Annotated in this window: 15 protein-coding genes; all 15 read left to right on the top strand. The window is 43.1% G+C overall.

Going from position 1 to position 12,689, the window contains the following annotated elements; genetic code table 11:
• Nucleotides 1–5: 5 nt before the first annotated feature.
• Nucleotides 6–1,043, top strand: coding sequence for an NAD(P)H-dependent glycerol-3-phosphate dehydrogenase (locus NSQ09_RS17315; RefSeq protein ID WP_129137763.1), 1,038 nt, complete (start codon nt 6–8; stop codon nt 1,041–1,043).
• Nucleotides 1,044–1,381: 338 nt separating this feature from the next.
• Nucleotides 1,382–1,585 carry a DUF2768 domain-containing protein gene (locus tag NSQ09_RS17310; protein ID WP_004399143.1) on the top strand — a complete coding sequence of 68 codons (204 nt, stop codon included), beginning with the start codon at nt 1,382–1,384 and terminating at the stop codon, nt 1,583–1,585.
• A 21-nt stretch (nt 1,586–1,606) separates the two neighbouring features.
• Complete coding sequence (locus tag NSQ09_RS17305; protein WP_341032189.1) at nt 1,607–2,341, top strand: hypothetical protein; 735 nt, start codon at nt 1,607–1,609, stop codon at nt 2,339–2,341.
• A 180-nt stretch (nt 2,342–2,521) separates the two neighbouring features.
• Nucleotides 2,522–4,000: a stage IV sporulation protein A gene (spoIVA, locus tag NSQ09_RS17300; protein WP_003230572.1), complete on the top strand. Its 1,479-nt coding sequence runs from the start codon at nt 2,522–2,524 to the stop codon at nt 3,998–4,000.
• A gap of 373 nt (nt 4,001–4,373) precedes the next feature.
• A complete protein-coding gene (hbs, locus tag NSQ09_RS17295) occupies nt 4,374–4,652 on the top strand; it encodes a non-specific DNA-binding protein Hbs (protein WP_003153447.1) in 279 nt (92 codons plus the stop codon).
• A 187-nt stretch (nt 4,653–4,839) separates the two neighbouring features.
• Nucleotides 4,840–5,412, top strand: a complete 573-nt coding sequence (folE, locus tag NSQ09_RS17290) for a GTP cyclohydrolase I FolE (protein ID WP_003225516.1) — start codon at nt 4,840–4,842, stop codon at nt 5,410–5,412.
• A gap of 21 nt (nt 5,413–5,433) precedes the next feature.
• Nucleotides 5,434–5,661 (top strand): trp RNA-binding attenuation protein MtrB, encoded by a 228-nt coding sequence (mtrB, locus tag NSQ09_RS17285; RefSeq protein WP_003230576.1) that lies wholly within the window; start codon nt 5,434–5,436, stop codon nt 5,659–5,661.
• Between the two features lie 163 nt (nt 5,662–5,824).
• Nucleotides 5,825–6,580, top strand: a complete 756-nt coding sequence (gene hepS / locus NSQ09_RS17280; RefSeq protein WP_004398550.1) for a heptaprenyl diphosphate synthase component 1 — start codon at nt 5,825–5,827, stop codon at nt 6,578–6,580.
• Between the two features lie 6 nt (nt 6,581–6,586).
• Complete coding sequence (gene menG / locus NSQ09_RS17275; RefSeq protein ID WP_041053214.1) at nt 6,587–7,288, top strand: demethylmenaquinone methyltransferase; 702 nt, start codon at nt 6,587–6,589, stop codon at nt 7,286–7,288.
• Nucleotides 7,289–7,313: 25 nt separating this feature from the next.
• Nucleotides 7,314–8,276, top strand: coding sequence for a heptaprenyl diphosphate synthase component II (hepT, locus tag NSQ09_RS17270; RefSeq protein WP_003246013.1), 963 nt, complete (start codon nt 7,314–7,316; stop codon nt 8,274–8,276).
• A 115-nt stretch (nt 8,277–8,391) separates the two neighbouring features.
• Nucleotides 8,392–8,841 (top strand): nucleoside-diphosphate kinase, encoded by a 450-nt coding sequence (gene ndk / locus NSQ09_RS17265; protein WP_010886554.1) that lies wholly within the window; start codon nt 8,392–8,394, stop codon nt 8,839–8,841.
• Nucleotides 8,842–9,077: 236 nt separating this feature from the next.
• On the top strand, nt 9,078–9,848 hold the full coding sequence (cheR, locus tag NSQ09_RS17260; protein ID WP_003230589.1) for a protein-glutamate O-methyltransferase CheR: 771 nt from the start codon (nt 9,078–9,080) through the stop codon (nt 9,846–9,848).
• 74 nt (nt 9,849–9,922) lie between these two features.
• Nucleotides 9,923–11,095: a chorismate synthase gene (gene aroC / locus NSQ09_RS17255; RefSeq protein WP_004398727.1), complete on the top strand. Its 1,173-nt coding sequence runs from the start codon at nt 9,923–9,925 to the stop codon at nt 11,093–11,095.
• Nucleotides 11,095–12,183 carry a 3-dehydroquinate synthase gene (gene aroB / locus NSQ09_RS17250; RefSeq protein ID WP_341032185.1) on the top strand — a complete coding sequence of 363 codons (1,089 nt, stop codon included), beginning with the start codon at nt 11,095–11,097 and terminating at the stop codon, nt 12,181–12,183. The genes aroC and aroB overlap by 1 nt, the downstream gene beginning before the upstream one ends.
• Nucleotides 12,180–12,563: a chorismate mutase gene (aroH, locus tag NSQ09_RS17245; RefSeq protein WP_004398675.1), complete on the top strand. Its 384-nt coding sequence runs from the start codon at nt 12,180–12,182 to the stop codon at nt 12,561–12,563. The genes aroB and aroH overlap by 4 nt, the downstream gene beginning before the upstream one ends.
• Nucleotides 12,564–12,689: the final 126 nt, after the last annotated feature.

Here is a 12,689-nt window from a genome sequence, read left to right as displayed (position 1 = left end):
CAAATATGAAAAAAGTCACAATGCTCGGAGCGGGGAGCTGGGGAACAGCACTGGCTTTAGTGTTAGCTGATAATCATCACGATGTAACCATGTGGGGGCACCGTGCAGATCTGATCCATCAAATCAATGATCAGCATGAAAATAAAGATTATTTGCCGAACGTCAAGCTTCCAGAATCAATAGAGGCAACAACGGATATGAAGACAGCTGTTTCAGACGCGGATTTCATTATCGTTGCGGTCCCGACAAAAGCAATTCGGGAAGTGCTGAGACAGGCTGTCCCTTTTATAACGAAAAAGGCAGTCTTTGTTCATGTCAGCAAGGGTATTGAGCCAGATTCACTTCTGCGCATTTCTGAAATTATGGAAATTGAGATCCCGAGTGATGTCAGAAAAGATATCGTTGTCCTTTCCGGCCCGAGTCATGCGGAAGAAGTAGGGCTGCGGCACCCCACAACTGTTACTGCATCTTCAAAGAGCATGAGGGCAGCAGAAGAGGTGCAGGATCTATTTATTAATCACAATTTTCGGGTGTACACAAATCCTGATATTATCGGAGTTGAAATCGGAGGGGCTTTAAAGAATATTATTGCCCTTGCTGCAGGGATTACAGATGGTTTAGGGTACGGCGACAATGCCAAAGCTGCTTTGATTACACGCGGACTTGCCGAAATCGCGAGACTCGGAACGAAAATGGGCGGAAATCCTTTGACGTTCTCTGGATTGACAGGAGTAGGCGATCTGATTGTGACGTGCACAAGTGTTCATTCCAGAAACTGGCGTGCGGGCAATTTGCTCGGAAAAGGGTACAAGCTTGAAGATGTTCTTGAAGAGATGGGAATGGTAGTCGAAGGCGTCCGCACGACGAAAGCGGCTTACCAGCTTTCGAAGAAATATGATGTTAAAATGCCGATTACAGAAGCTCTCCATCAGGTCCTGTTCAACGGACAAAAAGTGGAAACCGCTGTTGAATCTTTAATGGCGAGAGGGAAAACCCACGAGATGGAGGATTTGGTAAATACGTTTGAAAATCAAGTGAAGTAAAAGTATCAATCGTATGGTGAAACGCATATCTTAATTGAACGAAAGCCCGAAAAACAGAAGAACACCCAAGTCTTGGGATCTCCTGAAACATTTTGCCGATTTAGGCAATAGAGGATGCATCTGTATGCCAAGTCGCATACTATAGCATCGAAGTCCAAGAGAGTGTTTCTTAAACGTGCAGGTGAATATAGTCAAGTTGACTGAAGCGAAGGTCCCCCTCTTTGCTTCAGTTTTTTTTGTTCTATCAAAGGATGGAAAATCTGGTTGATCTTTTCCGGCGCTGTATATTAAAATATAATATAACGCTTACATCATACATATCGGGGAGGCGCACGTCATTGAATCTGGCATTGATGAAAATGTGGTTTGCTCTAGGGTCCATGGGTCTGATGTTTTTGGCTGTAGCTTCCATCTATTTAAGCCGCTTTAAGTGCCAAAACCGTTTTTTGAAGATTGCGATTTCATCATTCGCATACATGTGTATGCTCATATCTGGAATTATTGTGTTTGTCGTGGTTTTTAGCGGTCCTGTCAATGAATAAAGCTGTAAAAGGAAGTGCTGTATGGGTAAACTGAAGTGCGCAATCATTTTTGCGGCAGTCGTGTTTTTATCCGGATGTTTATATCCAAATGAACGGAAAAGCAGTGTGCATGCCATTCCTTATCAAGACCGGCTAAAGCAGGTTCAATCTGCTGTTGATGAATTTCAAAAGGCAAATGGAGGGCTGCTTCCTATTCAAACCAAAGATATGTCGACACCGCTATATCAAAAATATCCGATAGACTTTAACCGGTTAGCGCCAAGATACATAGCTGAACCTCCAAGTACGGCATTTGAAAGCGGGGGAGACTATCAATACGTGCTTGTTGACGTAGAGAACGATCCGACTGTTAAATTAATTGATCTAAAGATGGCAGAAAAAATTCGCGATGTGAAATTGCGCATCCAAATGTATCGTCAGGAGCATCAATATCCGCCTTACAAGGATGTGCTATCTCGTGATTTATTTACACTCGATGAGAAGAAGCTTGGGGATGGCAGCTCTCTTACAGTGACAAGCCCAATCTCAGGGAATTCCTTGCCGCTTATGATTGACGGAGACGGAGAAATATATGCCGATTACCGGACTGAGCTGGCTTCTTGCCTCAAAAAAAGCAAAAAAACGTTTAAACCCGGGACTGAAATCCAGGATATGATTTGGCAGGAAACCCCCTTTGTCCCCGTGTTTTCTGTAAAATATACGGTAAATGACAAACAGGAACCTGTTTTTTTAGAAAATGATATGAAAAAGGAATGAACCTTTCTCCCTTGCATACAAATAGGGAGAAAGGTTTTTTTATATTAATAGATTGAGGATGAGAAATTTTCTAAAGATGTCATATTCAAATAGGACAACGTCATACACATATAGTGTCCTGTGTTTGATTGAAAGAGCTTAATAAAATTGAAAAGGATAGGAAGTCCGGGAGGGGATCACTTGGAAAAGGTCGATATTTTCAAGGATATCGCTGAACGAACAGGAGGCGATATATACTTAGGAGTCGTAGGTGCTGTCCGTACAGGAAAATCCACGTTCATTAAAAAATTTATGGAGCTTGTGGTGCTCCCGAATATCAGTAACGAAGCAGACCGGGCCCGAGCGCAGGATGAACTGCCGCAGAGCGCAGCCGGCAAAACCATTATGACTACAGAGCCTAAATTTGTTCCGAATCAGGCGATGTCTGTTCATGTGTCAGACGGACTCGATGTGAATATAAGATTAGTAGATTGTGTAGGTTACACAGTGCCCGGCGCTAAAGGATATGAAGATGAAAACGGGCCGCGGATGATCAATACGCCTTGGTACGAAGAACCGATCCCATTTCATGAGGCTGCTGAAATCGGCACTCGAAAAGTCATTCAAGAACACTCGACCATCGGAGTTGTCATTACGACAGACGGCACCATTGGAGATATCGCCAGAAGTGACTATATAGAGGCTGAAGAAAGAGTCATTGAAGAGCTGAAAGAGGTTGGCAAACCTTTTATTATGGTCATCAACTCAGTCAGGCCGTATCACCCGGAAACGGAAGCCATGCGCCAGGATTTAAGCGAAAAATATGATATCCCGGTATTGGCAATGAGTGTAGAGAGCATGCGGGAATCAGATGTGCTGAGTGTGCTCAGAGAGGCCCTCTACGAGTTTCCGGTGCTAGAAGTGAATGTCAATCTCCCAAGCTGGGTAATGGTGCTGAAAGAAAACCATTGGCTGCGTGAAAGCTATCAGGAGTCCGTGAAGGAAACGGTTAAGGATATTAAACGGCTCCGGGACGTAGACAGGGTTGTCGGCCAATTCAGCGAGTTTGAATTCATTGAAAGTGCCGGATTAGCCGGAATTGAGCTGGGCCAAGGGGTGGCAGAAATTGATTTGTACGCGCCTGATCATCTATATGATCAAATCCTAAAAGAAGTTGTGGGCGTCGAAATCAGAGGAAGAGACCATCTGCTTGAGCTCATGCAAGACTTCGCCCATGCGAAAACAGAATATGATCAAGTGTCTGATGCCTTAAAAATGGTCAAACAGACGGGATACGGCATTGCAGCGCCTGCTTTAGCTGATATGAGTCTCGATGAGCCGGAAATTATAAGGCAGGGCTCGCGATTCGGTGTGAGGCTGAAAGCTGTCGCTCCGTCGATCCATATGATCAAAGTCGATGTCGAAAGCGAATTCGCCCCGATTATCGGAACGGAAAAACAAAGTGAAGAGCTTGTACGCTATTTAATGCAGGACTTTGAGGATGATCCGCTCTCCATCTGGAATTCCGATATCTTTGGAAGGTCGCTGAGCTCAATTGTGAGAGAAGGGATTCAGGCAAAGCTGTCATTAATGCCTGAAAACGCACGGTATAAATTAAAAGAAACATTAGAAAGAATCATAAACGAAGGCTCTGGCGGCTTAATCGCCATCATCCTGTAATACCGGTAGACCTCTTTATAGAATGGGAGGTCTTTTTTCTTTGCTCTTAATAATGGAAAAGGATCAAGGAATAGGATGAAAAAAGGAAAAAAAGGAATATTCGTTCGGTAAATCACCTTAAATCCTTGACGAGCAAGGGATTGACGCTTTAAAATGCTTGATATGGCTTTTTATATGTGTTACTCTACATACAGAAATTCTTCACTTTGTTGGACAAACATTCCTCAGAGTGCAGTTTTTCTTAAAAAGCCGTTTAATTGTCTTTCTCTTACTTGCTCTCATTTTTTTCTGAGACAGGTTTAGAATCAGACTGAACTGTGAAGAAATGATAATAAACGAACTGAATGTATCCTTTTGGGAGGAGGTGAAAGGCATGAACAAAACAGAACTTATCAATGCGGTTGCAGAAGCAAGCGAATTGTCTAAAAAAGACGCTACAAAAGCAGTTGACTCTGTTTTTGATACGATCTTAGATGCACTTAAAAACGGTGATAAAATCCAACTGATCGGTTTTGGTAACTTCGAGGTGCGTGAACGTTCTGCACGTAAAGGACGCAACCCTCAAACAGGTGAAGAAATCGAAATTCCAGCAAGCAAAGTACCTGCTTTCAAACCAGGTAAAGCGCTTAAAGACGCAGTTGCCGGAAAATAATTGTGAATATAGATCGTGTATGCATCTAGCTTACATACACTTTATTTCTTCACAGAAAAGCCCCTTTCTAAGGGGCTTTTCATATTTCAAGAGCATGGGCTTCCTGACAGGGCATTCACTTTGCTTTTAGCGGGGCATATGTGCTAGAATCGAAATTAAATGTATTCATTGGTGGAGGACATAGAACATGAAAGAAGTTAATAAAGAGCAAATCGAACAAGCTGTTCGTCAAATTTTAGAAGCGATCGGAGAAGACCCGAATAGAGAAGGGCTTCTTGATACTCCGAAAAGAGTCGCAAAGATGTATGCCGAAGTATTCTCCGGCTTGAATGAAGATCCAAAAGAACATTTCCAGACTATCTTCGGTGAAAACCATGAGGAGCTTGTTCTTGTAAAAGATATCGCGTTTCATTCTATGTGTGAGCATCACCTTGTTCCCTTTTATGGAAAAGCACATGTTGCATATATCCCGCGAGGCGGAAAGGTCACAGGACTCAGCAAACTGGCACGTGCCGTTGAAGCCGTTGCAAAGCGCCCGCAGCTTCAGGAACGCATCACTTCTACAATTGCAGAAAGCATCGTAGAAACGCTTGATCCGCATGGCGTAATGGTAGTGGTTGAAGCGGAACACATGTGCATGACGATGCGCGGTGTAAGAAAACCGGGTGCGAAAACTGTGACTTCAGCAGTCAGAGGTGTTTTTAAAGATGATGCCGCTGCCCGTGCAGAAGTATTGGAACATATTAAACGCCAGGACTAATAAAGATAGAGGGTGCTATAAATGAACCAAAAGCATTCAAGTGATTTTGTCGTCATTAAAGCCGTTGAGGACGGAGTGAATGTGATCGGCCTGACAAGAGGAACAGACACAAAGTTTCACCATTCCGAAAAACTCGACAAGGGAGAAGTGATCATCGCTCAGTTTACAGAGCATACTTCTGCCATTAAAGTCAGAGGAGAGGCACTGATTCAAACCGCGTACGGAGAAATGAAAAGCGAAAAAAAATAAGCTGGCTGTCCCTGCTGTTAAAAGCAAATGCTCGCAAACAGCGGGAGGATACAGCCAATTTCTTTTTTTTATGCTATAATGATACCTGCGTAAGCGAATGAAAAGATAAAACTCATACATAGATTAAGAAATAAATGTGAATTTGGGGACAAGGGTGATATTTTTGCAAGACATCTACGGAACTTTAGCCAATCTGAACACGAAATTAAAACAAAAGCTGTCTCATCCTTATTTAGCGAAGCATATTTCTGCGCCGAAAATTGATGAGGATAAGCTTCTTCTTTTTCATGCTTTATTTGAAGAAGCCGACATAAAAAACAACGACAGAGAAAATTATATTGTAACAGCGATGCTTGTACAAAGCGCCCTTGATACCCATGATGAAGTGACGACAGCTAGAGTCATAAAACGAGACGAAAACAAAAACCGCCAATTGACTGTTCTCGCGGGCGATTATTTCAGCGGGCTGTACTACTCTTTACTATCTGAAATGAAGGATATCTACATGATTCGGACGCTTGCTACAGCCATTAAAGAAATCAACGAACATAAAATTCGTCTGTATGACCGTTCTTTCAAGGACGAAAACGATTTTTTCGAAAGTGTCGGCATCGTTGAATCAGCTTTATTCCATCGTGTGGCGGAACACTTCAACCTTCCGCGCTGGAAAAAGCTGTCGAGTGATTTTTTTGTATTTAAGCGGCTTATGAACGGAAATGATGCATTTCTGGATGTGATCGGCAGTTTTATACAGCTGGGAAAAACAAAAGAAGAGATATTAGAAGATTGTTTTAAAAAAGCGAAAAACAGCATTGAGTCACTTCTGCCTCTAAATTCACCTATTCAGAACATTTTAATAAACCGTCTGAAGACAATCAGCCAAGATCAAACCTATCATCAGAAAGTGGAAGAAGGGTAAACCATTATGCAGGACTCAAAAGAACAGCGCGTACACGGAGTATTTGAAAAAATATATAAAAACTATGACCAAATGAACTCTGTCATCAGTTTTCAGCAGCATAAAAAATGGCGCGACAAAACGATGCGCATCATGAATGTAAAAGAAGGCGCAACAGCACTTGATGTCTGCTGCGGAACGGCTGACTGGACGATCGCTCTTGCAAAAGCGGCCGGCAAAAGCGGCGAGATCAAGGGCTTGGATTTCAGTGAAAATATGCTGAGTGTCGGCGAGCAGAAAGTAAAAGACGGCGGATTCAGCCAAATTGAACTGCTGCACGGAAATGCGATGGAGCTTCCTTTTGATGATGATACATTTGATTATGTCACCATTGGCTTCGGGCTCCGCAATGTCCCTGATTACTTGACTGTACTGAAAGAGATGAGACGTGTAGTGAAGCCGGGCGGGCAGGTGGTATGTCTGGAAACGTCCCAGCCGGAAATGTTCGGATTCAGACAGGCTTACTTTATGTACTTTAAGTATATTATGCCGTTTTTCGGGAAACTGTTTGCGAAGAGCTATAAAGAATATTCTTGGCTTCAAGAATCAGCCAGAGATTTCCCTGGAATGAAGGAACTGGCAGGCCTGTTTGAAGAGGCGGGCCTGAAAAATGTTAAATATCATTCGTTTACTGGCGGAGTCGCTGCCACGCATATCGGATGGAAATGAAAACACAGATGTTTGGGTGAATGATATGAAATTTAAAATGGCCTACTCTTTTTTAAATGACGATATTGATGTAATCGAAAGAGAACTTGAACAAACCGTACGTTCCGATTACCCGCTTTTAAGCGAGGCAGGTCTTCACCTGCTGCAGGCCGGAGGGAAACGTATTCGTCCTGTTTTCGTGCTGCTTTCCGGCATGTTTGGCGATTACGATATTAATAAGATTAAATATGTCGCCGTCACTCTGGAAATGATTCACATGGCTTCTTTGGTTCATGATGATGTCATTGATGATGCGGAGCTTCGCCGAGGAAAACCGACAATCAAAGCAAAGTGGGACAATCGTATTGCGATGTACACAGGCGATTATATGCTTGCGGGATCTCTTGAAATGATGACGAGAATTAACGAACCGAAAGCCCATAGGATTTTGTCACAGACGATCGTTGAAGTTTGTCTAGGGGAAATTGAGCAGATCAAAGACAAATACAACATGGAACAAAATCTCAGAACGTATCTCCGCCGTATCAAAAGAAAAACGGCTCTCTTGATCGCGGTCAGCTGCCAGCTCGGTGCTATTGCGTCTGGAGCTGATGAGAAGATTCATAAGGCATTGTACTGGTTTGGGTATTACGTCGGCATGTCTTATCAGATTATTGATGATATTCTTGATTTTACTTCAACTGAGGAAGAGCTGGGTAAACCCGTAGGAGGAGATTTGCTTCAAGGAAACGTCACATTGCCAGTGCTGTATGCCCTGAAAAATCCTGCATTAAAAAACCAGCTTAAATTGATTAACAGTGAGACAACGCAGGAACAGCTTGAACCAATCATTGAAGAAATCAAAAAAACAGATGCAATTGAAGCATCTATGGCAGTAAGCGAAATGTATCTGCAGAAAGCTTTTCAGAAATTAAACACGCTTCCTCGAGGGCGCGCGCGCTCGTCTCTTGCAGCCATCGCAAAATATATCGGTAAAAGAAAATTTTAATTTTTGTAGATATTAAGAAATTTCTCCGCCCCGGATTGATTAATTATCAGAAAGATGTTACGATTTCGGTGTGCAGTGTGAAAGCCTATACATACATAATGATGGGGTGGAGAATATGATGGAAAAGACTTTTATCATGGTGAAACCAGACGGTGTCCAACGTCAGCTCATTGGGGACATTTTATCTAGATTCGAACGTAAGGGCTTACAATTAGCTGGCGCCAAGTTAATGAGAGTGACTGAACAAATGGCTGAGAAACACTACGCCGAACATCAAGGAAAGCCTTTCTTCGGAGAGCTCGTTGAGTTTATTACTTCAGGACCTGTATTCGCAATGGTGTGGGAAGGCGAAAATGTCATTGAAGTGACGAGACAGCTGATCGGGAAAACAAACCCTAAAGAAGCTTTACCTGGTACGATTCGTGGGGATTATGGCATGTTTGTCGGAAAAAACATCATCCACGGCTCTGATTCTCTCGAAAGTGCAGAACGCGAGATTAACATTTTCTTTAAGAATGAAGAATTAGTATCATATCAGCAGCTTATGGCAGGCTGGATCTATTAATCATTGTGAAAATAAGTAACAGAGCCGGCAACATATAACGCCGCCGGTTTTTGATCTGTTTTGTAAAGGTTTACATTAAAGTGAATAAAGGGTTGAATGGCAGTGTGCATCAGACCTCTGCCTTTCCCAACGATCTAAAATCAGCTGAAAAGCTGATTTTTTTATTGAAACAATACAATTTCCTGATAAAACAAGCTATACTAGGACAAAAAGACAGCGAGACTGGGAGAGTAGAGATGGATACATACAGCGTATTTACAACGAAATGGAAACAATTAACCGGAGTCGATTTAACACTATATAAAGAAGCACAAATGAAGAGAAGGCTAACGTCACTTTATGAGAAAAAGGGGTTCCAAAGCTTTAAGGACTTTGCTGCGGCATTGGAAAAGGATCAAGCTCTCTTAAATGAAACATTGGACAGAATGACGATCAATGTTTCAGAATTTTATCGTAATTATAAAAGATGGGAAGTTCTTGAGACTGCAATTCTGCCGTTAATCAAGACCTCTAGGCCTTTAAAAATTTGGAGTGCCGCCTGCTCAACGGGGGAGGAGCCATACACGCTTGCCATGCTTTTGGACCAGCAAAAAGGTCTTCCGGGCTATCAGATTTTAGCGACGGATATTGATGAAAAAGCATTGGAAAAAGCGAAAAAAGGCGTTTATCAGGAGCGGTCTTTACAGGAAGTGCCGCTATCTGTGAAAGATCGTTATTTTACGCAAAACGCAAATAGAAGTTATGAAGTGAAAACGGAAATCAAAAAGAATATTACATTCAAAAAGCACAATTTGCTGGCGGATCGTTATGAACAAGACTTTGACTTAATCGTGTGCCGCAATGTATTTATTTATTTTACAGAAAGCGCGAAGGAAGAGCTGTATTTAAAAATGGCACATAGCTTGAAGAAGAATGGAGTTCTTTTTGTCGGCAGCACCGAGCAAATCTTCAATCCCGAGAAGTTTGGCCTAGTCCCAGCCGATACATTCTTTTATCAAAAAAGATAGACTGACTTTTTGCTGAAAAATATGTTATAGTAGTCTTACTTAAAAGCGTTAATGCGATGAAGGGAGAAGAAGTCATGAGATATTTAACAGCCGGAGAATCACACGGCCCCCAACTGACAACCATTATTGAGGGTGTACCTGCCGGGCTTTACATAACGGAGGAAGATATCAATTTTGAGCTTGCCAGACGCCAAAAAGGGCACGGCCGCGGCCGCCGCATGCAGATCGAAAAAGACCAGGCCAAAATTATGAGCGGGGTGCGCCATGCACGTACACTCGGTTCACCAATTGCTCTCGTAGTTGAAAATAACGATTGGAAGCATTGGACAAAAATCATGGGCGCCGCTCCGATTACAGAAGATGAAGAAAAGGAAATGAAGCGCCAGATTTCCAGACCTAGACCTGGGCACGCTGACTTAAACGGTGCAATTAAATATAATCATCGTGATATGAGAAATGTGCTTGAGCGTTCTTCAGCAAGGGAAACAACTGTCAGAGTGGCGGCAGGGGCTGTAGCTAAAAAGATTCTTTCTGAGCTTGGCATTAAGGTGGCGGGCCACGTGTTGCAAATTGGCGCTGTTAAAGCTGAAAAAACAGAATATACGTCAATTGAAGACCTGCAGCGCGTAACGGAAGAGTCTCCTGTCAGATGCTACGATGAAGAGGCAGGCAAAAAAATGATGGCTGCCATTGATGAAGCAAAGGCAAACGGAGATTCCATCGGCGGAATAGTAGAAGTCATTGTCGAGGGAATGCCGGTAGGCGTGGGCAGCTATGTCCATTATGACCGCAAGCTGGATAGCAAGCTTGCTGCCGCTGTACTGTCAATTAATGCATTTAAAGGTGTGGAATTCGGGATCGGATTTGAGGCGGCAGGCCGAAATGGAAGCGAAGTCCATGACGAGATCATTTGGGACGAGGAAAAAGGATACACCCGTGCTACTAACAGACTTGGCGGACTGGAAGGCGGCATGACGACAGGGATGCCAATCGTTGTCCGCGGAGTCATGAAGCCGATTCCGACTTTGTATAAACCTCTGAAAAGTGTCGATATTGAAACGAAAGAACCGTTTTCCGCCAGCATTGAACGTTCAGACAGCTGTGCTGTTCCTGCGGCAAGTGTAGTCGCTGAAGCGGCTGTCGCTTGGGAAATTGCGAACGCAGTCGTTGAACAATTCGGATTAGATCAAATTGACCGCATTAGAGAAAATGTGGAGAATATGAGAAAACTGTCGAGGGAATTTTAATGAAGACACTGCATGTTCAAACTGCTTCCTCGTCATATCCTGTTTTTATCGGACAAGGTATCAGAAAAAAGGCTTGCGAACTATTAACCTCTTTAAACAGGCCTTTAACAAGGATTATGCTTGTCACGGATGAAGAAGTGGACCGCCTGTATGGTGATGAAATGCTCCATTTGCCGCAAGATAAATGGCCTGTGAAAAAAGTGACGGTACCGAGTGGAGAGCAGGCAAAATCCATGGACATGTACACAAAATTGCAGAGTGAAGCGATTCGTTTTCATTTGGATCGCTCCTCATGCATCATCGCATTCGGTGGCGGTGTTGTAGGGGATCTTGCCGGTTTTGTGGCTGCCACTTTTATGCGCGGCATTGATTTCATCCAAATGCCTACGACGCTCTTGGCGCATGACAGCGCAGTCGGAGGAAAAGTAGCCGTGAACCATCCGCTTGGAAAAAATCTAATCGGTGCGTTTTATCAGCCGAAAGCCGTGCTCTATGATACAGATTTCCTGCGTTCTCTGCCTGAAAAAGAGCTTAGGTCCGGAATGGCAGAAGTGATTAAACACGCTTTTATCTATGACAGAGCGTTTCTGGAGGAGCTGCTGAATATCCACTCACTGCGTGATATCACTAATGATCAGCTGAATGACATGATTTTTAAAGGCATTTCAATTAAAGCGTCTGTCGTTCAGCAGGATGAAAAAGAAGAGGGGATAAGAGCTTACTTAAACTTCGGGCATACGCTCGGTCATGCCGTTGAGGCGGAATATGGATACGGGCAGATCACTCACGGTGATGCCGTAGCCCTCGGAATGCAGTTTGCTTTATATATAAGCGAAAAGACTGTAGGCTGTGAAATGGACAGAAAACGTTTGGTCAGCTGGCTAAAAAGCCTGGGTTATCCAAGTCAAATCAGAAAAGAGACGGAAACTTCGGTTCTCTTGGACCGTATGATGAATGATAAGAAAACCCGTGGCGGGAAGATTCAGTTTATTGTGCTCAATGAATTAGGGAAAGTTGCTGATCATACATTTTCCAGAAATGAACTTGAGAGCTGGCTGAACAAATGGCGATTGGAGGAGACATCATGATGATTCGCGGAATTCGCGGAGCAACTACAGTTGAACGGGATACTGAAGAAGAAATTTTACAAAAAACTAAACAGCTGTTAGAGAAAATCATAGAAGAAAATCATACAAAACCGGAAGATGTTGTTCAAATGCTTCTGTCGGCTACACCTGATTTGCACGCTGTTTTCCCGGCAAAAGCTGTTCGCGAGCTTTCAGGATGGCAGTATGTACCGGTAACATGTATGCAGGAAATGGACGTAACAGGCGGTCTGAAAAAGTGCATAAGAGTCATGATGACGGTCCAGACAGATGTCCCTCAGGATCAGATCAGACATGTATATTTAGAAAAAGCTGTCGTATTGAGGCCCGATTTATCATTGACAAAAAATACTGAATTGTAATACGATAAGAACAGCTTAGAAATACACAAGAGTGTGTATAAAGCGATTAGAATGAGTTGAGTTAGAGAATAGGGTAGCAGAGAATGAGTTTAGTTGAGCTGAGACATTATGTTTATTCTACCCAAA

It is taken from the genome of Bacillus sp. FSL W8-1202, from assembly GCF_038006165.1.
Lineage (GTDB): Bacteria > Bacillota > Bacilli > Bacillales > Bacillaceae > Bacillus > Bacillus subtilis.
This window is presented reverse-complemented; position numbering and strand designations above follow the sequence as displayed.